The 25,046-nt window shown below is 64.7% G+C and carries 20 protein-coding genes, 1 tRNA gene and 1 riboswitch; of the genes, 6 read left to right on the top strand and 15 right to left on the bottom strand.

What is annotated here, in order from left to right; genetic code table 11:
* Positions 1–11: 11 nt before the first annotated feature.
* The gene (locus tag CupriaWKF_RS11435) at positions 12–1,301 is read right to left on the bottom strand and encodes an MFS transporter (protein ID WP_276097995.1); all 1,290 of its coding nucleotides are present in this window, start codon (positions 1,299–1,301) and stop codon (positions 12–14) included.
* A 371-nt stretch (positions 1,302–1,672) separates the two neighbouring features.
* Between CupriaWKF_RS11435 and CupriaWKF_RS11430 the strand changes: the two genes are divergently transcribed.
* The gene (locus CupriaWKF_RS11430) at positions 1,673–2,341 is read left to right on the top strand and encodes a GntR family transcriptional regulator (protein ID WP_276097994.1); all 669 of its coding nucleotides are present in this window, start codon (positions 1,673–1,675) and stop codon (positions 2,339–2,341) included.
* A gap of 650 nt (positions 2,342–2,991) precedes the next feature.
* Positions 2,992–3,174, top strand: coding sequence for a hypothetical protein (locus CupriaWKF_RS11425; RefSeq protein ID WP_276097993.1), 183 nt, complete (start codon positions 2,992–2,994; stop codon positions 3,172–3,174).
* A gap of 529 nt (positions 3,175–3,703) precedes the next feature.
* Here the strand turns inward: CupriaWKF_RS11425 and CupriaWKF_RS11420 are convergent.
* The 3 genes from CupriaWKF_RS11420 to pepN all read right to left on the bottom strand — a co-directional run bounded on the left by CupriaWKF_RS11420 (position 3,704) and on the right by pepN (position 7,763).
* A tRNA-Thr gene (locus tag CupriaWKF_RS11420) sits at positions 3,704–3,779 on the bottom strand.
* 188 nt (positions 3,780–3,967) lie between these two features.
* A complete protein-coding gene (locus CupriaWKF_RS11415; RefSeq protein ID WP_276097992.1) occupies positions 3,968–4,987 on the bottom strand; it encodes a class 1 fructose-bisphosphatase in 1,020 nt (339 codons plus the stop codon).
* A 76-nt stretch (positions 4,988–5,063) separates the two neighbouring features.
* Entirely contained in the window at positions 5,064–7,763 is a 2,700-nt protein-coding gene (gene pepN, locus CupriaWKF_RS11410; RefSeq protein ID WP_276097991.1) for an aminopeptidase N, read from the bottom strand.
* Positions 7,764–8,015: 252 nt separating this feature from the next.
* On the opposite strand from pepN, the gene CupriaWKF_RS11405 reads away from it, so the two are divergent.
* Both CupriaWKF_RS11405 and CupriaWKF_RS11400 read left to right on the top strand, forming a co-directional pair.
* Complete coding sequence (locus CupriaWKF_RS11405; protein WP_276100773.1) at positions 8,016–8,663, top strand: DUF4136 domain-containing protein; 648 nt, start codon at positions 8,016–8,018, stop codon at positions 8,661–8,663.
* Between the two features lie 267 nt (positions 8,664–8,930).
* Positions 8,931–11,261: an NADP-dependent malic enzyme gene (locus tag CupriaWKF_RS11400; RefSeq protein ID WP_276097990.1), complete on the top strand. Its 2,331-nt coding sequence runs from the start codon at positions 8,931–8,933 to the stop codon at positions 11,259–11,261.
* Between the two features lie 93 nt (positions 11,262–11,354).
* Here CupriaWKF_RS11400 and CupriaWKF_RS11395 read toward each other — a convergent pair whose 3' ends face one another.
* The 6 genes from CupriaWKF_RS11395 to CupriaWKF_RS11370 form a co-directional block, all read right to left on the bottom strand.
* Positions 11,355–11,600, bottom strand: coding sequence for a hypothetical protein (locus tag CupriaWKF_RS11395; RefSeq protein WP_276097989.1), 246 nt, complete (start codon positions 11,598–11,600; stop codon positions 11,355–11,357).
* A gap of 238 nt (positions 11,601–11,838) precedes the next feature.
* Positions 11,839–12,927 (bottom strand): porin, encoded by a 1,089-nt coding sequence (locus CupriaWKF_RS11390; RefSeq protein ID WP_276097988.1) that lies wholly within the window; start codon positions 12,925–12,927, stop codon positions 11,839–11,841.
* Positions 12,928–13,123: 196 nt separating this feature from the next.
* The gene (uraD, locus tag CupriaWKF_RS11385) at positions 13,124–13,642 is read right to left on the bottom strand and encodes a 2-oxo-4-hydroxy-4-carboxy-5-ureidoimidazoline decarboxylase (RefSeq protein WP_276097987.1); all 519 of its coding nucleotides are present in this window, start codon (positions 13,640–13,642) and stop codon (positions 13,124–13,126) included.
* On the bottom strand, positions 13,639–14,589 hold the full coding sequence (gene puuE, locus CupriaWKF_RS11380; RefSeq protein WP_276097986.1) for an allantoinase PuuE: 951 nt from the start codon (positions 14,587–14,589) through the stop codon (positions 13,639–13,641). Before puuE ends, uraD begins: the two co-directional genes overlap by 4 nt.
* Before the next feature lie 167 nt (positions 14,590–14,756).
* The gene (locus CupriaWKF_RS11375; protein WP_276097985.1) at positions 14,757–16,163 is read right to left on the bottom strand and encodes a nucleobase:cation symporter-2 family protein; all 1,407 of its coding nucleotides are present in this window, start codon (positions 16,161–16,163) and stop codon (positions 14,757–14,759) included.
* Between the two features lie 147 nt (positions 16,164–16,310).
* Entirely contained in the window at positions 16,311–17,060 is a 750-nt protein-coding gene (locus CupriaWKF_RS11370) for a GntR family transcriptional regulator (RefSeq protein WP_276097984.1), read from the bottom strand.
* A gap of 339 nt (positions 17,061–17,399) precedes the next feature.
* Between CupriaWKF_RS11370 and uraH the strand changes: the two genes are divergently transcribed.
* Positions 17,400–17,753 carry a hydroxyisourate hydrolase gene (gene uraH / locus CupriaWKF_RS11365; RefSeq protein WP_276097983.1) on the top strand — a complete coding sequence of 118 codons (354 nt, stop codon included), beginning with the start codon at positions 17,400–17,402 and terminating at the stop codon, positions 17,751–17,753.
* 31 nt (positions 17,754–17,784) lie between these two features.
* Complete coding sequence (locus CupriaWKF_RS11360; RefSeq protein ID WP_276097982.1) at positions 17,785–18,993, top strand: urate hydroxylase PuuD; 1,209 nt, start codon at positions 17,785–17,787, stop codon at positions 18,991–18,993.
* Positions 18,994–19,247: 254 nt separating this feature from the next.
* On the opposite strand, the gene CupriaWKF_RS11355 is transcribed toward CupriaWKF_RS11360, so the two are convergent.
* From CupriaWKF_RS11355 to guaD, 5 genes are all read right to left on the bottom strand, one after another.
* Positions 19,248–19,451: a hypothetical protein gene (locus tag CupriaWKF_RS11355; RefSeq protein WP_276097981.1), complete on the bottom strand. Its 204-nt coding sequence runs from the start codon at positions 19,449–19,451 to the stop codon at positions 19,248–19,250.
* A 14-nt stretch (positions 19,452–19,465) separates the two neighbouring features.
* Positions 19,466–21,325: a dihydroxy-acid dehydratase gene (ilvD, locus tag CupriaWKF_RS11350; protein ID WP_276097980.1), complete on the bottom strand. Its 1,860-nt coding sequence runs from the start codon at positions 21,323–21,325 to the stop codon at positions 19,466–19,468.
* Between the two features lie 169 nt (positions 21,326–21,494).
* Complete coding sequence (locus CupriaWKF_RS11345; protein WP_276097979.1) at positions 21,495–22,070, bottom strand: TMEM165/GDT1 family protein; 576 nt, start codon at positions 22,068–22,070, stop codon at positions 21,495–21,497.
* 63 nt (positions 22,071–22,133) lie between these two features.
* Positions 22,134–22,325: riboswitch (yybP-ykoY riboswitch) on the bottom strand.
* 51 nt (positions 22,326–22,376) lie between these two features.
* Positions 22,377–23,519 (bottom strand): fatty acid desaturase, encoded by a 1,143-nt coding sequence (locus CupriaWKF_RS11340; protein WP_276097978.1) that lies wholly within the window; start codon positions 23,517–23,519, stop codon positions 22,377–22,379.
* A gap of 171 nt (positions 23,520–23,690) precedes the next feature.
* The gene (gene guaD, locus CupriaWKF_RS11335; RefSeq protein ID WP_276097977.1) at positions 23,691–25,013 is read right to left on the bottom strand and encodes a guanine deaminase; all 1,323 of its coding nucleotides are present in this window, start codon (positions 25,011–25,013) and stop codon (positions 23,691–23,693) included.
* Between the last annotated feature and the right edge of the window lie 33 nt (positions 25,014–25,046).

Genomic DNA, 25,046 nt, shown 5'->3' with positions numbered 1-25,046 from the left:
GAAGCCCCGACTCAGCGATCGGGAACCTGGCCCGGGGTGGCGGGCACGAGCACCGGATCGGCGGCTTCGGGCTCGTTCGTCAGCTCGCGCCCCTGGGTTTCCGGCAGCAGCAGGCAGGCGATCACGACCAGCCCGTACGCGCCGGCAGCCAGGTATCCGATTGCCGTACCGAGCGGCATCGACGTGCTCATGTGCCCGATCATCGCGGGAAACACCGCGCCCACGGCCCGTCCGAAGTTGTAGCAAAAGCCCTGGCCGGAGCCGCGGATGTGGCTGGGGAACAGTTCCGTCAGGTAGGCCCCCATGCCTGAAAAGATGCCCGACAGGAAGAACCCAAGCGGGAAGCCCAGGACAAGCATGGCCGCATCGGTAATGGGCAGCTGGGTGTAGCAGATCACGAGAACTGCCGCGCTCACTGCGAACAGCATGAAGCAGCGCCGGCGCCCAAGGCGGTCGGAAAGCCACGCGCTGGTCAGGTAGCCCGCAAAAGAGCCGGCAATCAGCACCATCAGGTAGCCGCTGGTGTTGAGCACGGAGAGATGGCGCTCCATCTTGAGGTAGGTGGGCAGCCAGGTCGTCACGGAATAGTAGGCCCCTTGCATGCCGGTTGCCAGCAGGCTTGCCATCACCGTGACACCGAGTACACCAGGCTTGAAGATCAGCATGAAGCTGTTGCTCTGCCCCGTGCGCGCGAGCCTGGCCTTGGTTTCGCGGTACACCTCGGGCTCGCTGATGTTGCGGCGGATGTAGAGGATGAACAGGGCCGGCACCGCGCCCAGCCAGAACAGCACACGCCATGCATATTGCTGATCGAACAGAGCATAGACCGCCCAGAAGGCAATGGCGGAAATGCCCCAGCCCACTGCCCAGCTGCTCTGCACCAGCCCGACGGCCTTGCCGCGGTGGCGGGCACGGATCATCTCGGCAATCAGCACCGAGCCGACGGACCATTCACCGCCGAACCCCAGCCCCTGCAGCATGCGCGTGACGAACAGCTGCTCGGGGGACTGCGTGAATCCGCTCAGGAACGTGAACAGGCTGAACCAGAGCACCGTGAGCTGAAGGATCCGGACGCGGCCGTACTTGTCGGCCAGGATGCCGGCCAGCCATCCGCCGAGCGCGGAACTGATGAGCGCGCCGGTGGCGATGTAGCCAGCCTCGGCCTTGGTCATGCCCCATACCAGGATGAAGGTAGGGATCATGAACGTGTAGATCATGTAGTCGAAGGCATCGACGCCATAACCGACGAATGCGGCGAAGAGCGTTCTGCGCTCCTCCCGGTTGGTTTCCTTAAGCCACATGGTTGCGTTCTCCTTCGGGGAAGACGTCGGATGTTGGAGGACGTTGTTGCGCGCCAGCCTTCGCAACGATGTCCGGGTCAGCCTGCGGTGCCGGGATCCAGCGCTGCAGTCATGTGGTCCGGTTTAGCAATCTGCATGCCATGTGGGGGTAAAAATCACATATAGCTCAACCAGAACGTAATTATTGTTGAACAATTTGACCGTATTGGCAGTTAAGGTATACACCTAGCCAGACAAGCCATGCCCTCTTGTCACCAAATCGGTGCATTCCGTTCATCAGGGCGGGGCATTTGCGTCATCAAAGTGCGCTAACATTCCACGCTTCCGGCCCGGCGTCTGGCCGGCACCTCCCAATGCGAGCCCCATAAGAGATGACATCGAGTGCTGACACGAGGAACCTGACCGAGCGCGTGGCGGAGCTCATTCGCCAGAAGATCGTGCATGGCGAGTTCGCGCCCGGGCAGCGCTTGTCGGAAGCGGCGTTGAGCGAGAGTTTCCAGATTTCTCGCAATACCCTTCGCGAGATCTTTCGCCTGCTGACCAAGGAGGGGCTGCTCAAGCATGAGCCCAACCGCGGCGTTGCGGTGGCCATCCCCAGCATCGCGGCCATCATCGATATCTACCGCGTGCGCCGGCTGATCGAGTGCCAGGCGTTGCGCCAGGCGTATCCGCGGCATCCGGCAGGCAAGCACCTGCACAGGGCGGTCGATATGGCGTCGGAATGCCGCGACCAGGGCGACTGGCAGGGCGTAGGCACGGCCAACATGGAGTTCCACATGGCCGTCGTGGAGCTGGCCGACAGCGAGCGCTTGAACGAGATGTTCTCGCGCCTGCTGGCAGAGCTGCGCCTGGCCTTCGGCATGTTGCAGGATCCCGAATTCCTCCACGCTCCATATGTGGAGATGAACCGGCACATTCTGCAATTATTCGAGGCGGGAAAGCTCGACGAGGCTGCTACCGCGCTTCAGGACTACCTTGCGCAGTCCGAGCGCATCGTGCTCGCGGCGTGTGCGCGCCATCCGGTGTTCAAGTCGCGCTGAGTGGGGGTAGCGGTAATTGGGGGGGCAGGCGAGGCCTTGAGAGGGGCCTGCAGGGCTCGTGCTGATGCCGTGCATCGTCCAGAAACAAAGCCCAACCGGATGGGCTGGGCGAAGAGAGGAATCGAAAAGATCCTCCTGGTAGGCTTCCAGCATAAATCCGAGTCGTTTCTTGCTGATTCATACCCCCTAACATACCCCCAAATTTTTTTGGTGCCGGCACGTGGAGCAGGTTCGTGAGGCGAGTCGGCACCTTCTGGTGACCATTCTTGCGCCAGCGTTGGCAAGCGATGCCTAGGAGCCCGCCATTCGGCGGGCTTTTTGTTGCCCGCGCGCAAACTAGGCAGGCATAGAATGAGATATGGCCATTCCGCACGGAGGGCTCCGCCATGATCGGATCACTTATGTTCCTCGGGGCGGTGCTTGCCATCTATGCCTACCTCCTCCGGGCCATCTTCCACAAAGGATTGGCACGGAGCGCAGTCCCTGGGCGCGGGTTCCGCTATTGGTGGGATCGTTTGATCCACTTCACCGATTAATTCCCCGCTGGCGAGCCCGCCACTCAACGGGCTTTTCTTTTGCCATTCAGGCGTGGACGATCTTCATGCTCGGTGCAGGCCGAGTAGGGTCAACTCTGAACAGAACGGGGGGGAATGAACAAGATCACGTTTGCAGCCGCCATCCTGTGCGTGGCTGCCGGGTCGGCGAATACCGCTTGCTTTGGCTCGCAGAACATGTACACCTGCACGGATAACTCGGGCAACTCGTACAACGTCAACCGGGCTAGGGCAACCACGGCCACCAAGAGCCCTATGACCGTTGCTGCCGATGCTTGATCTGACAGGGACGACGAATTTAGCTGATTCGGCAAGTTCGCAAAGAAGGCCAGCATGAGGGAACTGTCGGACGGGGAGGCTAGCGATTGGCTTCTTGCCGTGACCGCCAGTGAGCAGGTGTTTGACGAATTCGTTTGCGTCTGCCCTTCGGTACTTCCTGATATCTCTGTCGCCTAGGTGTTCTATCAGGTAGTTAAAAGGGAAAGTGGCAGTCTTCCTTGCCCTGGTGGTGTGTGCTTCTTCCTGGCTGCTTCCTTGGGGTCTCTGGTATGCAGACACTCCTGGATGAACGTCTTGCCGCCAAGGTAGGGCTGTATGTCTTCGGGGATTCTGCGCTTGAAATAGAACGAACCCGTGGGGCTCTTCAGCCAAAGGTATCTGACCTTGACTGACAGGATGGCGGTGAGGGGGATGATAGCCATAGCCGTGTGGTACTCCTGAGGTACTCTAAGTGGTACCCACACACAGCGTCGGAATCCTTGCAACCCTTGCCAGGACTGGCTTTCGGGTCAGTGTAGACCCTTTGCGATGGTGCCGAAGAGAGGAATCGAACCCCCGACCTTCTCATTACGAATGAGCTGCTCTACCGACTGAGCTACTTCGGCAACACGTTCCGTTGAACTGGAACAGCCCGCAATAATAGCAGCGCTCGTACTTCACTGCAATACTTTCTGTGTCGGGCGGGTCATCGCGGATCGCTGGCGACGTCGCCCCGGGGGTCGGTACCTGCCGGCGAAAAGCAAACAAGGCGCCCGAAGGCGCCTTGTCAGGAGCAGGCTGATGCCCGGTGGCGTCAGCCCTGCTGGGCAGCGGCTTCGTGGTGGTAGCGCGTGACGCGTTCCACTTCGTTCTTCGACCCCAGGATCACCGACACGCGCTGGTGCAGCTTTTCGGGCTGCACATCCAGGATGCGGATATGGCCGTTGGTGGCCGCGCCGCCGGCCTGCTCGACCAGCATCGCCATCGGGTTCGCTTCATACATCAGGCGCAGCTTGCCGGCCTTCTGGGGCTCGCGCTTGTCCCACGGGTACATGAAGATGCCGCCGCGCGTGAGGATGCGGTGCACGTCGGCGACCATCGAGGCGATCCAGCGCATGTTGAAGTTCTTGCCGCGCGGGCCTTCCTCGCCGGCCAGGCATTCGTCGATGTACTTGCGCACGGGCGGGGCCCAGTGGCGCATATTGGACATATTGATGGCGAATTCCTTGGTGTCTTCGGGAATCTGCACATCGGACTGGGTCAGCACGAAGCTGCCGGCTTCGCGGTCGAGCGTGAACACGTGCACGCCGTTGCCGACGGTCAGTACCAGCGTGGTCTGCGGGCCATACACGGCGTAGCCGGCGGCGACCTGGTGCGTGCCGGGCTGCAGGAAGTCGGCCTCGGTCACGGTCTGGCCGGGCTTGGGCATGTGCAGCACGGAGAAGATGGTGCCGATCGACACGTTGACGTCGATGTTAGACGAACCGTCGAGCGGATCGAACATCAGCAGGTATTCGCCCTTCGGATAGCGGTTGGGAATCTCGTAGAACGATTCCATTTCTTCCGAGGCCATGGCGGCGAGGTGGCCGCCCCATTCGTTGGCGTCGAGCAGCACTTCATTGGCGATCACGTCCAGCTTCTGCTGGGTTTCGCCCTGAACGTTGCCGGTGCCGGCCGAGCCGAGCACGCCGGCCAGCGCGCCCTTGTTGACGGAATTGGAAATGGCCTTGCAGGCGCGCGCCACCACTTCGATCAGCAGCCGCAGTTCGGGCTGGATCGTGTTGTGCTTGCGCTGCTCCTCGACCAGGTATCGGGTCAGGCTGATGCGAGTCATGATGGTTCTCCTTGGATGGCCGCAATTCTACATGTCCCGCGAGGGCCGGCGCCGCACCGGTGCCGGCCCTCTGGCGTCAGGTGGCGAGCGACTTGCCGACGATCTCGCGCACGTCGCGCGACAGCGAGGCCGATGCCGACACACGCTCCAGTTCCGCGCGCATGCGTTCGCGCAAGGCCGGCTCGTACTTCTGCCAGCGATCCAGGACACGTGCCAGTCGCGCCGCGACCTGCGGGTTGATCGCATCGAGCGCCAGCACCTGGTCGGCCCAGAAGCGGTAGCCGGAACCGTCCGCCGCATGGAACTGCGCGGGGTTGCCCGAGCAGAAGCTGAAGATCAGCGCGCGGGCGCGGTTCGGGTTGCGCAGGTTGAAGGCGGGGTGCTCCATCAGCGCGCGCACGGTGTCGATGGTGCGCTTGCCGGCGTGCGGGCCGACCTCGCCGCGCTGCATGCCCTGTAGCGAGAACCATTTGTCGATGACCAGCGCATCATCCTCGAAGCGTTCATAGAAGTCGGCGAGCGCCGCTTCGCGTCCCGGCGCGAAACTGTTGACCAGCGCCGAGAGTGCGGCAAAGCGGTCGGTCATGTTGTCGGCCTTCTGGTACTGCTCGCCGGCCAGCTGCAGCATGGCGTCGCTGCCGCTCTCGACCAGGTAGCCGAGCGCCAGGTTGCGCAGCGCGCGGCGAGAAGCCGAGTCAGCATCCGGGCTGTACGCGCCCGGCGTGGCGTTAGCCTCGTAGGCCGCCAGCCAGTCGGCCTGCAGCGCATGGGCCAGGCCCGCGCGCATGAACTGGCGCGCCAGGTGGATGGCGGCCGGGTCGGCCACGCCCATGCGCTCGGCCAGATAGGCTTCGGACGGCAGTACCAGGGCCTGCTCGCGGAACGCGGGGCTCAGGCGGTCGTCATTGAGCACGGTGCGCATGGCACTGACCAGCGCCGGATCGAGCTTCAGGTCGCGGCCGGCCTGCACGTCGGCCACGAGTTGCAGCAGCGCGCGCGTGGCCAGGCGCTGGCCGGCTTCCCAGCGGTTGAACGCGTCGCTGTCGTGGGCCAGCAGGAACGTGAGCTGGGCGTCCGTGTATTCGGCATCGACGATGACCGGTGCCGAGAAATTGCGCAGCAGCGACGGCAGCGGCGCCGCCGCGCCGCGCGGCAGGTTGATAAAGCGGAAGGTCTGCTCGGCCTGAGTGAAATCGAGCACGCGCGTGGTGGCGCCGGCCGCGGCCTCGCCTTCGAGCTGCAGCGGCAGGTCATGGCCATCGGCGCCGAGCAGGCCGATCGCGAACGGGATGTGGAAGGGCTGCTTCTCGGGCGTGCCGGCGCGCGTTTCGATCCCGACCTTCGGGCAACGCTGCGACAAGCTCAGCGTCAGGCTGCCATCATCGGCGTTCCATGCCGTGCGCGCGGTGACTACCGGGGTGCCGGCCTGGCTGTACCAGAGGCCGAACTGCGTGAGGTCGCGGCCATTGGCATCCGCCATCGCGGCACGGAAATCATCGCAGGCAACGGCCTGGCCGTCGTGGCGCTGGAAGTACAGGTCCATGCCCTTGCGGAAGCCGTCGCGGCCCAGCAGGGTCTGGTACATGCGTACGACTTCGGCGCCTTTCTCGTACACCGTGACGGTGTAGAAGTTGTTGATTTCCTCGTAGCTGTCCGGGCGCACCGGGTGCGCCATGGGGCCGGCGTCTTCGGGGAACTGCACCTGGCGCAGCACGCGCACGTCTTCGATGCGCTTGACCGCGCGGCCCGATTCCGAGCCCATCATGTCGGCCGAGAATTCCTGGTCGCGGAACACGGTCAGGCCTTCCTTGAGCGAGAGCTGGAACCAGTCGCGGCAGGTCACGCGGTTGCCGGTCCAGTTGTGGAAGTACTCGTGGCCGACCACGGCCTCGATATTGGCGAAGTCGACATCGGTGGCGGTCTGCGCATTGGCCAGCACGTATTTCGTGTTGAAGATGTTCAGGCCCTTGTTCTCCATCGCGCCCATGTTGAAGTCGCCGACGGCGACGATCATGAAGCGGTCCAGGTCCAGTTCCAGCCCGAAGCGCTGCTCGTCCCAGCGGATCGCATGGATCAGCGAATCCATGGCGTGGCGGGTCTTGTCGAGGTCGCGCGCCTCGACCCAGACCTGCAGCAGCTTGTCCTTGCCGGAGGCGGACTGGATGCGTTCCTCGATGCGCTCGAGCTTGCCGGCCACCAGCGCGAACAGGTACGACGGCTTGCGGAACGGGTCTTCCCACACCGCTTCGTGGCGGCCGCCAGGCAGTTCGCGTTCGCTGACGAGGTTGCCGTTGGACAGCAGCACCGGACAGGCCGCGCGGTCGGCGCGCAGCGTCACGCGGTAGGTGGCCATGACATCGGGCCGGTCCAGGAAATAGGTGATGCGGCGGAAGCCCTCGGCTTCGCACTGCGTGAAGAAGTTGCCGTTCGAGACGTAGAGCCCCGACAGCGAGGTGTTGGCCGCCGGCTGGCAGGCCGCGGTGATCTCCAGCGTTCCCTGCGCGGGCAGGCCGGGCAGCGTCAGCGTGCCCGCCTGCTGGGTAGCGTTGGCAACGGGTTTGCCATCCACGCTCACGCCGATCAGTTCGAGATCCTCGCCGGCGAGCACCAGCGGCGCGTCGGCGGCCGCGGCCGCATGGCGCGCGAAGCGCAGCGTGCTGGTCACGATGGTGCGTTGCGGATCCAGGTCCAGAACCAGTTCGACGTGGTCGATGGTGAAGGCGGGCGGGGTATAGTCCTTGCGATAGACGGTAACGGGCGTATCGGTGCGCAGCATGGGGAATCCTGTCTTCGGAAGACCGTGAAAGCGCGCGTGCCGGCCCGCGGGGCGCAGCACGGCGCTGAAGTAACCATTGTAGCCAAGGGGTAGGCCGCAGGGCCTAGCGGGAATTCCGGCACGATGGCGTGGTCTGAGAGACACGTCAGATCAACAACAAGCGAGGCATTGAATATGTGGCAATGGGCGGGCGGTGGCACGGGCGGCCACCGCGATGGCGAGTATGGGATGTGGCGCGCGCTGGCCGCGTCGATGGCGCTGGCCGGCGCCATGCTGCTGACTGGCTGTGCCAGCACGGTGGTGACCGATGTCACCGCCTTCCGGCAGCCGGGCTGGCAGAACGACGCGCCGCGCACCTACAGCTTCGAGCGCACGCCCGAGCAGGCGGCCCAGCTCGAGCGCCAGACCTATGAGCAATGGCTGGCCAGCGCGCTGGCCGGGATCGGCTTCGAGCAGGTGCCCGACAAGCAGGCGCGCTACCGCGTGAGCATGGAGTACAACGCGGCGCCCGGCATGGTGCGCGTGGCGGAAACGGTCTACCCGGACCCGTGGTATGGCCCGTGGGGACCGTACTGGGGACCGTACGGCTACTACCGGCCGTGGGGCCCATGGGGCTGGCCTGGCTACTGGCCACCCCAGACCGTCGTGCGCGACGTGCCGGTGACCTTCGCCAGCCTGAACGTATATTTCAAGGATGCGAAGACCGGACAGCGTGTCTACCAGGTGAGCGCGCAGAACCAGACCGAGAGCGGCAACCCCGCGGCGATGATGCCGTACCTGATCCGCAGCGCCTTCACGGAGTTTCCGGGCGAGAGCGGCAGGCCCCGGCGCGTGACCTTGCCGGTCGATGAGGGCTCGGCTGCGGCGGCTCCGGCGGATGCAAAACCGGCCCCCAAGTAGCGCCGACGAAGCATATACATTGGCGTGCCATTGCATACGCATTGGTAAAAGCTGTTTTGCTGCGATATTCGGCCAAAAACGCGACTTAACGGTCGAAACGGGTGGTTTCGGCGCCGCAACCGTGGGCTAGAATAGCTGCTCGATTTTCCGGCCCCATACTGCCGGAGCCCGTCAGGATGCTGCCCCTCGCTGCCGGCCGTCGTGCCCGCTGCGTTCATGGTGGGATACGCGCGGGCACCGGTGCCGGGCCATTTTCCGGACGAGCCAATGAGCAGCAAGACCAGCGGTGATGCACCGCAACATGCCCCGAACAGTCCTGAAGCGCAATTGCGCCTCGCTGCGCTGGAATACCACCGCAGTCCCACCAAGGGAAAGATCCAGGTAACCGCGACCAAGGCGCTGTCCAACCAGCGCGACCTGTCGCTGGCGTATTCGCCGGGCGTGGCCTATGCCTGCGAGGAGATTGCCAAGGATCCGGCGACCGCTGCCGAGTACACCTCGCGCGCCAACCTGGTGGCCGTGGTCACCAACGGTACCGCCGTGCTGGGCCTGGGCGACATCGGTCCGCTGGCCGGCAAGCCGGTGATGGAAGGCAAGGGCTGCCTGTTCAAGAAGTTCGCCGGCATCGACGTGTTCGACATCGAGCTCGACGCGCGCGACCCGGACAAGATCGTCGAGATCGTCGCCGCGCTGGAGCCCACGCTGGGCGGCGTGAACCTCGAGGACATCAAGGCGCCGGAATGCTTCTACATCGAGCAGAAGCTGCGCGAGCGCATGAACATTCCCGTCTTCCATGACGACCAGCACGGCACGGCCATCATCTCGACCGCGGCGCTGCTCAATGGCCTGAAGGTGGTCGGCAAGGACGTCGCCACGGTGAAGCTGGCCGTGTCGGGCGCCGGCGCGGCGGCCATCGCCTGCCTGGACACCATGGTGAGCCTGGGCGTGAAGCGCGAGAATATTTCGGTGGTGGACTCGAAGGGCGTGATCTATGTCGGCCGCGACGCCAACATGGAACCCAACAAGGCCCGCTACGCGCAGGACACCTCGGCCCGCACGCTGGCCGACATCGTCAAGGGCGCGGACGTGTTCCTGGGCTGCTCGACCGCCGGCGTGCTGACCGCCGAGATGGTCAAGACCATGGCCGACAAGCCCATCATCCTGGCGCTGGCCAACCCCGAGCCGGAAATCCGCCCGGAAGTGGCCAAGGCCGCGCGCCCGGACTGCATCATCGCCACCGGCCGTTCGGACTACCCGAACCAGGTCAACAACGTGCTGTGCTTCCCGTACATCTTCCGTGGCGCGCTCGATTGCGGCGCCACCAAGATCACGGAAGCGATGAAGCTGGCCTGCGTGAAGGCCATCGCCGAACTGGCCGAAGCGGAACTCAACGACGCAGTCGCCGCGGCCTACGGCGGCCGTGAACTGAAGTTCGGCCCCGACTACATCATCCCGACGCCGTTCGACCAGCGCCTGATCGAGAAGATTGCGCCGGCCGTGGCCAAGGCCGCGGAAGAGTCCGGCGTGGCCACGCGTCCGATCAAGGACCTGGACGCCTACCGCCAGCAGCTGTCGACCTACGTCTATCACACCGGCATGATCATGAAGCCGGTGTTCTCGGCCGCGAAGGCGTCGCCCAAGCGAGTCGCCTATGCCGAAGGCGAGGAAGAGCGCGTGCTGCGCGCGGTGCAGGGCGTGGTGGACGAAGGCCTGGCGCGCCCGACCCTGATCGGCCGTCCGCACGTGATCCAGATGCGCATCGAGAAGGCGGGCCTGCGCCTCAAGGCCGGGGTGGACTTCGACCTGGTCAACCCGGAAGAAGACCCGCGCTACCGCGCCTACCACGAGGCCTACCACGCGCTGCGCGGCCGCGACGGCGTCACGCCCGACATGGCCAAGGTGGCGCTGCGCCGCTCCAACACGCTGATCGGCACGATGCTGATGCACATGGGCGATGCCGATGCGCTGCTGTGCGGTACCGTGGGCCGTTTCGAGGCGCACCTGGAACACGTGCGCGACGTGATTGGCCTGGCGCCCGGCGCAAAGGTGTTTGCCGCGCTGAACGCGCTGATGCTCGAGAAGCACACACTGTTCATCACCGACGCCTTCGTCAACGAGGACCCGACCGCCGATGAACTCGCCGCGATCACGCAGCTGGCGGCGGAAGAAATCCGCCGCTTCGGCCTGCATCCGAAGGTCGCGCTGATGTCGCACTCGATGTTCGGTTCGTCGTCGCGTCCGTCGGCGCGCAAGATGCGCGAGGCCGCCGAGATCCTGGCCCGCGTGGCCCCGGACCTGGAAGTCGAAGGCGAGATGCAGGGCGATGCCGCGCTGGACGAGGACGTGCGCCGCCACTTCCTGCCGTCGACCAAGCTGGCCGGCAGCGCCAACCTGCTGGTGATGCCGACGCTGGACGCGGCCAACATCGCGTTCAACCTGCTCAAGATCACGGGCGGGCAGGGCGTGACGGTGGGCCCGATCCTGCTCGGCGCGGCCAAGCCGGTGCACATCCTGAACCCCCAGGCGACGACGCGCCGCATCGTCAATATGACCGCCGTCGCGGTGGCCGAGGCCAACGCCAGCGCCTTGCTGCGCTAAGCGCGGTCGCCTCTTTCTCGCAGGCATGAAAAAGGCCGGGTCGATGACCCGGCCTTTTTCCGTGGTGCGTCAAAGGCGCGCCGCGCCCGGTTGCTATTGCAGCACGTTGTACTGCTCGCGCATGACCACGATGATCGACCTGGCGGCCGCAAGCTGCGTGTCCAGATTCTCTACATACTCCTGCGGGAAGTTCACTTCCGCACTCCAGTTGCAGCCGGTATGGTCTGGCTGGTGCATTCGTACCGCGTGAAGTTCACATTCGCCGCATTCGGGGTTGTTATCCAGGCACTGGTTCAGGATGGCCATCAGTTCGGAACGGGTCTTCGCATTTCGCCGCATGAGTCACCTGTCTCGCTGTGGTTTTAATAGTCCGGAGAACCAATCTAGGCAGCGTGCCGGCCGGCTTCCAATTGAATCCGCCTATGGAGCGATGGCTGTCAATCCGCGCTGTTCGTGGCAGATTATGCGGCGTTGCAACATAAGTGCGGCACGGCCGTGCCGGATGTGATGCGTGAGTGGCAACAAAAAAGCCCGCCGGGCGGCGGGCTCAGTGCAGCTGACGGTACCGTGTGGTGCGTCAGAACTTGTGGCGCATGCCAACGCCAAACGTGTCGCCGTGTTCCATGTCGTTGCGCTTGTCGTAATAGTACGCCGCGTAGACGTCGGTACGCTTGGACAGATTGTAGTCGTAGGCGATGGCCGCGGTGTTGCGCTTGAAGTCGGTCACGTCATTCTTGGTCTTGTCGTAGGCGTACGAGACCAGCACGCTGCCCGCGCCTACCGGCACCGAAACGCCGACCTGGCCGTTGGTGTGCTTGAGGTCGCCGCCGTTGCCGGCGCCGTTGATGCGGGTCTTGATGTACTGGCCCTGCGCGAACAGCTTGACCACCTGGAAATCGTACGTGATGCCGCCCTGGACGGCGTCTTGCCTGTCGAAGCCGGTCGGCACGAACAGGTCACCCACCGGCTGGATGTTGAACTTGACCTGCTGGTAGGCCAGCGTGGCTGCGAACGGGCCGTTGAAGTACATCAGGTTGCCGCCCCACTTGTTCTCGCTGGTCTTGCCGGGTTGCTCGCCGAACGAATAGATCACGTTGGCGGTGAGGCCGCCGAAGTTAGGCGTGCTGTACAGCACCGAGTTGTTCCAGCCCGAATCGCCGATGATGCCCGGGTCGTTCAGCTTGCCGGGAATCGAGTTCGTCGGCGAGACCAGGTACGTGTGGAAGACCATCGGCGAGAACACGTACGAATCGACCAGCGGGTTGAACAGGATGGTCGAGATGAAGTAGGGCGTAGTGTTGCGGCCCAGCTTGACGGTACCGTACTTGTCGTTCTGCAGGCCGACGTAGGCGTTGCGCGTGAACATGGCGTCGCCGTCGAAGCGGCCCATCTTGCCCGAGTCCGTGCGGAAGAAGCCGTTCAGGTCGAAGATGGCCTTGTTGCCGCTGCCCAGGTCTTCCGTACCCTTGATGCCCCAGTACGACGTCTGCATGCCGCCCGAGTTGGCGACCCATGCGCGGCTCGCGCCGCCCACGTCCTTGAAGCCGCCGACAAACATATCGGCCTGGCCGTACAGCGTCACGCTGGACTGTGCCATGGCCGTGCCGGAAAGAAGGGTAGCCGCGATCGCTGCCAGCTTCATTGCCGGCTTGTACTGCTTCTGCATGTTTAGACCTCCGTGGTTTTGATCCTGCTTGGAACGTTGTGTACTGGGTCCCTGTCGGGTTCTTGTTCTGGTCTTTACGCTTCTGTGGTGCCGCCTGGTCTGGGCTCGGTTGACGGGCCCGCATCATCAGTCGCGGGCCGGGGTGCCGGCGGCATCGGGTACAGCGTTTTTGTTATACAGGCGGCGCTTTTTTTGTTCAGCCGGATACTAAGTCGTCAAGGCGGAACTGCGCAATGCGATGGATCTGGTTGATGCAAGTTTGCAACTCCGCTTCAGGCGTGTTGTCGATGCGGCGGGCAAACTCGTTGATGATGCCGGCGCGGTCATAGCCGCGTACGGCCAGGATGAACGGGAAGCCGAACTTCTGGTTGTAGTTCGCATTGAGCGACTGCAGTCGCTCGAATTCTTCGGGCGTGCAAAGATTCAGGCCCGCGCCGCTCTGTTCGCGCGTGGACTCGGCCGTCAGCTCGCCGCGCACCGCGGCCTTGCCGGCCAGCTCCGGGTGGGCACGCACCAGTTTGACCTGCGCGTCGGTGCCCGCTTCATCCACGGCCTTGCGCAGTGCGCCGGCCAGTTCCGCCACGTTCGCGAACGGGCGCTGCGCCGCGGCGGCTTCGGCGAACCACGGCGAGTGTTCATACAGGCCACCCAGCACCGTCACGAATTCGGCGGCGGGCATGGCATTGAGTTGGGCGATGGAGTAGGTCTGGCTCATGCTTGGTTGCGGGAAGTGTAGGGGTGGGTCGTGGCCCAGTGGCGGGCGATATCGACACGCCGGCAGATCCACACCTTGTCGTGGCCCTGCACATAGTCGAGGAAGCGCTGCAGCGCGCGGAAGCGCCCCGGGCGGCCCAGCAGGCGGCAATGCATGCCGATCGACAGCATCTTGGGCTGGTCCAGGCCGCTGGGGTCGCCTTCTTCGTACAGCACGTCGAAGGCATCCTTCAGGTACTGGAAAAACTGCTCGCCCGTATTGAAGCCCTGCGGCGTGGCGAAGCGCATGTCGTTGGAGTCGAGCGTGTAGGGCACCACGAGGTGCGGCTTCTTCTCGCCGCCGGTGACTTCCACTTCGGTCCAGAAGGGCAGGTCGTCGCCGTAGTAGTCCGAGTCGTACAGCAGGCCGCCGTGCTCCACCACCAGGCGGCGCGTATTGGGGCTGTCGCGGCCGGTGTACCAGCCAAGCGGCATCGAGCCGGTCAGCTCCTTGATGATCTGCATGCCGATGCGCATGTGCTCGCGCTCGGTGGCTTCATCAATGTTCTGGTAGTGGATCCAGCGCCAGCCGTGGCAGGCGATCTCATGGCCCAGCTCCACAAACGCGCGCGTGAGTTCCGGATGGCGCTGCAGCGCCATCGACACGCCGAAAATGGTCAGCGGCAGGCCGCGGCGCTCGAACTCGCGCAGGATGCGCCAGACGCCCGCGCGCGAGCCGTATTCGTAGATCCCCTCCATGCTCATGTGGCGGTCGGGGTAGGCCGCGGCGCCGACGATTTCGGAGAGGAACTGCTCGGATGCGGCATCGCCGTGCAGGACGCAGTTCTCGCCGCCCTCTTCGTAGTTGAGGACGAACTGCAGGGCGACGCGCGCGCCGCCAGGCCAGCGGGCGTGCGGCGGCCGGGCGCCGTAGCCGATGAGATCGCGTGGATAGTTCTGCTTTGTCATGGGTCGTATCTGCTTCAGGGAACCGGCCGTCCATCCTTGCGGTGGATCGGCCTGGGACCGCTGTGCCTTGCGGCGGCCGGCACGCTGCAGTGCGTGGAAGCGCTGCAGACTACGCAATGAGCGTGCCATTCATGCCGCCGCGTCGGCCGCGGTCCCGGTTGCTGCGATTACTCCGTGCCGTGCGAATTCGCGGCCGCGTTGCGCATGGCCTCTTCGCGCGACTGGATGCCGTTGTAGAAGAGGTTCAGTGCCACGGCCACGATGGTGCCGAGCACGATCCCGCTGTGGGTGAACGGGACCGTCCACTTCGGCAGGTACTGGAAGAACGTCGGCGCCAGGGTCGGGATCATGCCGAAGCCGATCGCGATGGCGACGATGAACAGGTTGTGGCGGTTGCGGTTGAAATCGCAGCTGCCCAGGATGCGGATGCCGGTGGCGGCCACCATGCCGAACATCACGATGCCGGCACCGCCGAGCACGAACTGCGGCACCGATGCCACCACGTGCGCCATCTTGGGGAACAGGCCGAACGCGATCAGGATGATGCCGCCGGCCGCCGCCACATAGCGCGAGCGCACGCCGGTCACGGTCACCAGGCCCACGTTCTGCGAGAACGAGGTGTACGGGAAGGTGTTGAAGACGCCGCCGATCACCGTGCCCAGGCCGTCGGCGCGCAGGCCGCGGGTCAGCTCTTCGTTGCTGAGCTTCTTGCCGGTGATGTCCGACAGCGCCAGGAACATGCCGGTCGATTCCACCAGCGTGATCAGCATGACGATGCACATCGACAGGATCGCGCTCACTTCGAAGGTCGGGATGCCGAAGTGCAGCGGCGTGATGACGGCAACGAAGCTCGCTTCGTCCAGGCCCTCGAACGAGACCTTGCCCATGGCCATGGCCACCAGCGTGCCGGCGATGATGCCGAGCAGCACCGCGCAGTTGGCCACCAGGCCGCGGCCGTACTTGGTCAGCAGCAGGATGATCGCCAGCGTGAGCCCTGCAATGCCGAGGCTGCTCAGGTCGCCGTAGGCCAGGTTGGGGACTTCCTTGACCACGCCGTCGATCACCGCACGCGTGGTCGGCTGGCCGCCGGCCGCCCAGTTGATGCCCACGCGCATCAGCGACACGCCGATCAGCGTGATCACGGTGCCAGTGACCACGGGCGGAAACAAGCCAAGCATGCGGCCCATCAACGGTGCGACCAGAATGCCGAACACGCCCGAGGCGATCACCGCGCCATAGATGCCAAGCAGGCCGATGTTCGGGTCGGAGCCGATGGCGATCATCGGCGCCACCGAGGCAAAGGTCACGCCCATCATCACGGGCATGCGGATGCCGAACTTCCAGAAGCCGAAGGCCTGGATCAGCGTGGCCAGGCCGGCGGCGAACAGGTCCGCGTTGATCAGGAAAGCCAGCTGGTCCTTGGGCAGCTTCAGCGCGCCACCGATGATCAGGGGGACAGCGACGGTTCCGGCATACATCACCAGCACATGCTGCAGTCCGAGTGCGAGCAGGCGCCCGGAGGGCAAACGCTCGTTGGTCAGGTCCGTCGGGACCGTGGTGCTTGCGGAAGTCATTGGGTGTGTCTCCTCTCCTTTGGTTTGATGGGAACACCGGCCTCCGTGGCCTCCTTTTGGGACAGCGCCGCCGCCGCGTCCTTCAGGACGCTGTCATGGGCGGCGCTGCCAGGCCTCGTGCTCTGTGATGCCGGCGGGAACACCGTGCTAGGTGGAGCGGCCCAGCACGCTGCGAAGATCGAAGGCGCCCGGATCGTCGGGCTGTACGCGGTCGGCGCAGGCGCCGAGGTGGTGCGCCATGCGCGACTGGGCCAGCGCGGCATCGCCCTGTTCCAGTGCGTCGAGGATTTCCTCGTGCTCGTCGAACGAGCACGCGTTATTGCCGGGCGCTTCCACGCTGGCGATCATCAGCGTGGTGCGCGAGACCAGCCGGCGCATCATGTTGACCAGCAACGCGTTGCCGGACAGCTCGGCCAGCGCGGTGTGGAACTCGGCCGACAGGCGGATCCAGGTAGGACGGTCGTGCGTGAGGAAGGCCTGGCGCTCGCTGGCCACCATCTTGCGCAGCGGCGCGATCACGGTCTTCACGTCGGGCATGGCGGCGAGCTTGTCGAGCACGGCGCGTTCCATCATCTGGCGCAGTTCGAACATGTCGTGCGCCTCGTCGGTGGACGGGCTGGCGATAAAGGCGCCGCGGTTGGGTTCGAGGTCCACCATGCCGTCAGCGGCCAGGTGCGACAGCACCTTGCGTACCGTGTGCCGTGCCGTGGCATAGATCTCGCAAAGCGAATGCTCGGTCAGCTTGGTGCGCGGCGGCAGCCGGTGCTCCATGATCGCGTCGTAGATCTCGTGATACATGCGCTCCTCGACCGAGCCCTTGCGTGCGGGCTTCTCGGATTTCTGTTCGGTCAGGGCGGCGTCGGCGACACCGGCAATCAGCTTCAGGCTCTTGGACATCTTGGCACCAAGCGGTAGGACGGAAACAGCGGGCCGCGGCCCCTGCGGGACCACCGTCTGTGGCACCGGGAAATCCCGGCTATCAGCAAGCGGTGATCCGAAAATTGTTGACAATTATTTGGTTAGGCATTCAATATTGTCAACAAAACAGAATCAGGTTTTCGACAACTAAGGGTTATCCCTCAGTTGTCAACCGGGCCGGTGCAGGCGCATTGTCGCCACGCACCAACCCGGCGCCGGGATGCGTTAAATGACGTACCGAGCGGGCACCATTCCCACATATGGTGCTAGTGAAGGCAGCGGCGCCCCTCACAACCCAATCGCAAAAGGACCAATACGATGGGACGCTTGACCACCCACGTTCTCGACACCGCAGCCGGCACGCCGGGCCAGGGTATGTCGATTACTCTCCATAAAATTGTCAACAATCGCCGCGAAACGCTGAAGACCGTGGTCACCAACCACGACGGCCGTTGCGACCAGCCCTTGCTGGAAGGCGCCGACCTTGCCGTCGGCGAGTACGAGCTGGAGTTCGCCGCGGGCGACTACTTCCGCGCGCAAGGCGTGAAGCTGCCTGAACCGGCGTTCCTGAACGTCGTGCCCCTGCGTTTCGGCATTGCCGACCCCAATGCGCACTACCACGTGCCGCTCCTGGTTTCGCCGTGGTCGTACTCGACCTACCGCGGCAGCTGATCCGGTGGTCTAGGGAAACAGGAGACAAGACATGGAAGGCTATATCCTCGACTGGGCCAATATGCTGCTGCGGTGGGTGCACGTCATCACCGCCATCGCATGGATCGGTTCCTCGTTCTATTTCGTCTGGCTGGACAACAGCCTGACCAAGCCCATCGCCCCCGACCTGAAGGAGAAGGGCGTGGACGGCGAGCTGTGGGCCGTGCACGGCGGCGGCTTCTACAACCCGCAGAAGTACCTGACCGCGCCGAAGTCGCTGCCCGAGAACCTGCACTGGTTCTACTGGGAGTCGTACTCGACCTGGATGAGCGGTTTCGCGCTGCTGGTGGTGCTGTACCTGTTCAACGCCAGCACGTTCCTGATCGACAAGAGCGTGTTCGACATGTCCCCTGGCGCGGCCGTCGGCTTCGCGGTGTCGTACCTGCTGATCGGCTGGATCGTCTATGACAGCATCTGCCGCCTGTTCGGCAAGAACGACCGTCTGGTCGGCATCCTGGTGGCGCTCTACATCGCGGCCGCGGCCTTCGTCGCCTGCCACATCTTCTCGGGCCGCGCGGCGTTCCTGCTGACCGGCGCGATGGTGGCGACGATCATGAGCGCCAACGTGCTGGTGTGGATCATCCCGGGCCAGCGCAAGGTCGTGGCGGCACTGAAAGCCGGCCAGCCGGTGGACCCGATCCACGGCAAGCGCGGCAAGCAGCGCAGCGTGCACAACACCTACTTCACGCTGCCGGTGCTGTTCGCCATGTTGTCGAACCACTACAGCATGACCTACGCCGCCAAGAACAACTGGCTGGTGCTGATCCTGATCATGCTGGCCGGCGTGCTGATCCGCCAGTTCTTCATCCTGAAGCACAAGGGCAAGATCAATGTGCTGTGGCCTGCTGCCGGCGTTGCCGCGCTCGGCGTAGTGGCCGTGTTGATCGCGCCGCAGCCGCGTCCGGTCGTAGCCAGCAACGGTGCTGAAGCCGCTGCCACCGCGGTGAGCTTCACCAAGGTCCAGGAAGTGATCAATACGCGCTGCGTGCAGTGCCACGCCGAAGCGCCGAAGATGATGCCGACCGCGGCCAAGGGCATCAAGCTCGACACCGCCGACGAGATCAAGGCGCACGCCCAGCTGATCTACCAGCAGGCTGTCCAGCAGAAGGCCATGCCGCTGGGCAATGTGACGCAGATCACGGACGACGAACGTGCGCTGCTGGGGCAGTGGTTTGAAGGCGGTGCCAAGACGACGAACTGATCTTCATTCAGCATGAGGGCTCGCCGGCGAGCGGGCCCACGAAAACTGAGCATCGGTGATCGACGGTCCGGTGGTCGCGCAGTCTGGCGGCCGTCAGTACCGGACCGGCGAGGGTTTGAACGGGGCTTCGGCTCCGTTTTTTTTGAGCTCGGCATGATGGGAGGGAGAGATTCTTCGCCGGATTGCGGGGAATGGGTAATGACGGGGTTGTCGTGCTTGGCGGGCGCTGCTGTTTCGCCGGCGTAGCCGGCGAGTCACTTTTGTCTCGCGACAAAAGTAACCAAAAACGCGTTTTCGTGGCTGAGGAACGCCGATCCAATCATCACCACAAAGCCCCCGCCGGCCACGCCGGCGAAACAGCGGCGCCCGCCAAGAACGACAATCCAGTCACCACCAAAACCCGCCGAGGAACCAAAAAAAACCGCTCCGAAGAGCGGCTTATGCTTCAGGCGGACCACTAGCCCATACCGAATCAGTCATCCAGCAGCGACAGATCCCGCACCGCACCCTTGTCCGCCGACATGACCAGCTTCGCATACGCCTTGAGCGCAGCCGACACCTTGCGCGGACGCGCCTTGGCCGGCCTCCACCCCTTGGCGTTCTGCTCCGCGCGGCGGCGTGCCAGTTCCTCATCCGACACGAGCACGTTGATCGTGCGGTTCGGAATGTCGATGCGGATCTTGTCGCCGTCGCGCACCAGGCCGATCGCGCCGCCAGCCGCCGCTTCCGGCGAGCAGTGGCCGATGGACAGACCCGAGGTGCCGCCCGAGAAGCGGCCGTCGGTCAGCAGCGCGCACGCCTTGCCCAGGCCCTTGGACTTGATATAGCTCGTCGGGTAGAGCATTTCCTGCATGCCGGGGCCGCCCTTGGGACCTTCGTAGCGCACGATCACCACGTCGCCGGCCTTGACCTTGTCGTTGAGGATGTTCTCGACGGCTTCGTCCTGCGACTCGGTAACGTGGGCCGAACCCTCGAACACCAGGATGCTTTCATCGACGCCGGCGGTCTTCACCACGCAGCCATCGAGCGCGATATTGCCGGTCAGCACGGCCAGGCCGCCTTCCTTCGAGAACGCGTGCTCGTACGAGCGGATGCAGCCCTCGGCACGGTCCAGGTCCAGGCTGGGCCAGCGCGTGTTCTGGCTGAATGCGACCTGCGTCGGAATGCCGGCCGGGCCGGCCATGTAGAAGGTCTTGACGGCGTCGTCCTGCGTGCGGGTGATGTCCCACTGGTTCAGCGCATCGCCGAGCGTGGCGGCGTGCACGGTCGGCACATCGGTGTGCAGCTTGCCGGCGCGCTCAAGCTCGCCGAGGATCGCCATGATGCCGCCCGCGCGGTGCACATCCTCGATGTGGTACTTGTTGGTGTTGGGCGCGACCTTGCACAGCTGCGGCACGACGCGCGACAGGCGGTCGATGTCGGTCATCGTGAAATCGATGCCGGCTTCTTGCGCAATCGCCAGCAGGTGCAGGATGGTGTTGGTCGAGCCGCCCATGGCGATGTCCAGCGTCATCGCGTTCTCGAAGGCCTTGAAGCCGACCGAGCGCGGCAGGATGCGCGCGTCCTCCTGTTCGTAGTACTGGCGGGCGAGTTCGACGATGCGGCTGCCGGCGCGCTTGAACAGCTGCTCGCGGTCCGCGTGCGTGGCGACCACCGTGCCGTTGCCGGGCAGCGACAGGCCCAGCGCCTCGGTCAGGCAGTTCATCGAGTTGGCCGTGAACATGCCCGAGCAGGAACCGCAAGTCGGGCAGGCGGAGCGCTCCACCTCGGCCACGTCGGCGTCGGAATAGGACGAGTCGGCGGCGATCACCATGGCGTCGACGAGGTCGAGCTTCTTGAATTCGACGGCCTTGGTGACGGGGTTGGCCAGGCGCGTCTTGCCGGCTTCCATGGGGCCGCCCGAGACGAAGATCACGGGAATGTTCAGGCGCATCGCTGCCATCAGCATGCCCGGGGTGATCTTGTCGCAGTTCGAGATGCACACCATGGCGTCGGCGCAGTGCGCGTTGACCATGTATTCGACCGAGTCGGCGATGATGTCGCGGCTCGGCAGCGAATAGAGCATGCCGTCGTGGCCCATGGCGATGCCGTCATCGACCGCGATGGTGTTGAATTCCTTGGCCACGCCGCCGGCGGCCTCGATCTCGCGCGCGACCAGCTGGCCCAGGTCCTTCAGGTGGACGTGGCCGGGCACGAACTGGGTGAACGAGTTCACCACCGCGATGATCGGCTTGTTGAAATCGTCGTCTTTCATGCCGGTGGCGCGCCACAGGGAGCGCGCACCTGCCATGTTGCGGCCGGCGGTGGAAGTCTTGGAACGGTATGCGGGCATTGTGGGGTGGTTGAGTCGATATCGCAGAAAGGATCCGGGGCCACGGGAATAGGGACCCCTCGCGCGCCCGTGCGTACAACCTCTTGAGCTGCGCCCTGGGCAGAACTCGCGATTATCCCACACCGCCGGGCGCGTGTAGCCGGCGCGCCCATGATGGCGCTTGCGAAGGTCAGCCGCCGATATTCAGCAGCGCCAGCACGCCCAGCACCAGGAAGATGCAGGCGGCGATCTTGTGCACGAGGCCGATCGGCATCTTGTTGGCGAACTTGTCGCCGAGCAGCACGGCCGGCGCATTGGCCAGCATCATGCCGAAGGTGGTGCCGGCGACCACGGCCAGGACCGCGCCGTTGAAGCGGGCGGCCAGCGCAACAGTGGCGATCTGGGTCTTGTCGCCCATCTCGGCAAAGAAGAACGCGACGATGGTGGTGGCCAGGATGCCGAGAGCGCCCTTGACGGGTTTGGCTTCCTCTTCGTCGTCGAACTTGTCGGGGATCAGCATCCAGCCGGCCATGGCGATGAAGCCCAGGCCCAGGATCCAGCGCAGCAGCGTGTCGCCGAGCACGTGCGTGATCCATCCGCCCAGTGCGCCGGCAAAGCCGTGATTGACGACGGTGGCGATCAGGATGCCAAGGATGATGGGAAGGGGCTTGCGATAGCGTGCGGCCAGGACGAGCGAGAGCAACTGCGTCTTGTCGCCCATTTCGGCGAGCGCGACGATGCCTGTGGAGACGAGGAAGGCTTCCATGTTGTTGTGTGAGTAACCCGGGCCGCATGCATCGCGAGATGCCAATGACGCACACCTTTCCCGGCCCGGCCAGAAAGGTATGGTCATCGGTCTCGCCAGGCCTTGGATCGGGCTGGGCCTGATGGCCAGCCGGGTCCGGAGCTGCGCACGCCATAACCGCAAGCGGTCAAGTCTGTTGACGTACGCCCCTGTCTGCCGGATTCCGCATTGCGCGGCGCGTTCAGAGCAGGGCGGCTACTCCCCAATGGAAGCCGCGATTATAGCGGCGCCGGCGGTGAGCGTCCACCGCCGGGAAAACGTGCCTTGTCAGGCCGGCACCGGCGACTGCTCGCTGGTGCGGCGGCCGCGGAAGTCGGTCCAGCACAGGGCCTTGAAGTCGTACAGCTTGCAGCGGCGCGCGGTGTCGAAATACCAGCGCCACGAGAAGTTCTCGATGATGATGCGGCCCGGCAGCGCGTGTTCCAGCAGCGCCTGGGCGCGCTTCAGGCGGTACAGCGGCACGCTCATGTCCACGTGGTGCGCGGTGTGCTCCATGATGTGGTGCAGCGCCGAGCCGATGCCATGGCGAAAACGCAGGTGGACGGTGGTCGAGACGAAGGGCTGGGCCTTGGCCCACATGCTCTTGGTGTCGTACCACGCCACGCTGGTATGGGTGTGGTGCACGTACAGCACGAAGCCGACCGTCAGGTTCCAGACCAGGAACGGCAGTACGAAACCGGCACCGACCATGATCCAGGCCGATTGCCCGGTCGCCAGTGCGGCCCACACCAGCGCGCCGATCCACGCGACGCCAAAGGCGGCCACCAGCGCGCAGTCGGCCATGAAGATGGGCCGGCGCGTGGCCATCTGGCGCTTGCTCGGGAAGAACAGCTTGAACCACCAGATCTCGATCAGGTAGTACAGTCCGGCGCCGAAGCCGTTGCGGTAGATGCGCTCCATCACCCGGCGCCAGCGCGGCAGTGCCTGGAATTCCTCGAGCGAATAGGGCGCCCAGACGAAGTCGAAGCCCTTCAGGTTGGTGTAGCCGTGGTGCACGACGTTATGGCCGACTTCCCACAGGCTGTAGGGCGTCAGCGACGGCAGGAAGGTCAGGCGGCCCAGCCACTTGTTCAGGCCGCGGCGCGGCGTCAGGCTCTGGTGGCAGGCGTCGTGCCCGATGATGAACAGCCGGGCGATGATCAGGCCGGCCAGCACACCCAGGCCGAGCTTGGCCGCCCAGTGCGGGGCCAGCACAATGCCGGCCAGCGTGGCCGCGAACAGCAGGTAGTCGAAGGCGAATAGCATCAGCGCGCGCGGCGTGCTGCGCTGGCCCAGCGGGATCAGCCAGCCGCGGATGATCTTTCGCGAGGGCAGCGGCTGGTCGGGGGCAATCGGTTCAGGAAACGGCTGGTCGGCACGGGCCGGTGCTTCAAACGTTACCTCGGGATGCGTGGCAGCGGTGGTGGTCATGGAAACCTTCAGGTTGCAGGCGTTGCTGAAGGCCTGATTTGGCCGGCAACGGAACCGTAAAGGTTAGAGGGCTTCGCCGCTCCGAGTCTTGACCCCCGTCAATTCATGCCGGAGCGCTCGCGGGTAATAACGACCTGCGGCCGCGCGGTGCGGCCGCAGGTAGATCAGTCATCACATGACCGTCGCCTGCACCGCCTCGCCCATCACATAGACGCTATCGATCACGCGGTCGTCGCCGAGCATGGCAAAGGCGAACAGCTGTTCTTCCAGCGATTCGGAGCGGCCGCTGCGGCGTGCAATCAGCGGCGTGGCTTGCGGATCCAGCACGACGAAGTCGGCCTCGCAGCCCTCGCTGAAGCTGCCGATGCGGTCGGACCAGCCCAGGGCCTCGGCCGCGGCGCGCGTGGCCAGGTAGAACATGCGCAGCGCCGTCAGGTGGTAGCCGCCCATGCGCGCGACCTTGTGCGCGGCGTTCATGGTGCGGAACATCGAGAACGAGGTGCCGCCACCGACGTCGGTCGCCAGCGTCACGTTCAGGCGGTTGGCGTCGGACTGGTGGAAGTCGTAGAAGCCGCTGCCGAGGAACAGGTTCGAGGTCGGGCAGTGCGCGACCGCGGCGCCGCTGTCGGCCAGGCGCCGGCGGTCATCCTGGTCCAGGTAGATCGCGTGGCCGTAGAACGCGCCCGGGCGCAGCAGCCCGTAGCGGTCGTACACGTCCAGGTAGCTGCGCGCGTCCGGGAACAGTTCGGCCACCCACTTCACCTCGTCGCGGTTCTCGGCCACATGGGTCTGGATGAACGCGTCCGGATAGGCCCTGGCCAGCTCGCCGCACGCGGCAAGCTGCGCTTCGGTCGAGGTCGGCGCGAAACGCGGCGTGATGGCGTAGGCCAGGCGGCCCTTGTTATGCCAGCGCGACAGCAGGTCGGCCGAATCGCGCGCGCCGGTTTCGGCGGTGTCGCGCAGGAATTCGGGGCAGTTGCGGTCCATCATCACCTTGCCGGTGATCATGCGCAGGTTGCGCTGCTCGCTCTCGGCAAACAGCGCCTCGGCCGAGGCCTTGTGCACGGTGCTCCAGACCACCGCGCTGGTGGTGCCGTTGCGCAGCAGTTCGTCGGTGAAAAAGCCGGCCACCGCGCGCGCGTATTCGGGCTCGGCAAAGCGGCGTTCCTCGGGGAAGGTGTAGGTGTCCAGCCAGTGCAGCAGGCCCGGCGACGGCGACGCGATGATGTCGGTCTGCGGGTAGTGCACGTGGGTGTCGATAAAGCCCGGCACGATCAGCTTGCCGCGGTGGTCCACCACCTCGGCGCCGGCCGGGATGCGCGATGCGAGCGCGGTGTAGTCGCCGGCCGCGACGATGCGGCCAGCCGTGACGATCAGCAGACCATCCTCCCAATACTGATAGGCGTCCTCATGGAACTGCGGGTCGCGCAGGAAATGCAGCACGCGGCCGCGGATCGCGCGGGTAATGGACGGGGTCGGGGGAGTGGTCGTCATGGTCTGTCTCTCGGGACCGGCCCGCGCAAGCGC

The sequence above is a fragment of the Cupriavidus sp. WKF15 genome (assembly GCF_029278605.1).
GTDB lineage: Bacteria > Pseudomonadota > Gammaproteobacteria > Burkholderiales > Burkholderiaceae > Cupriavidus.
This window is presented reverse-complemented; position numbering and strand designations above follow the sequence as displayed.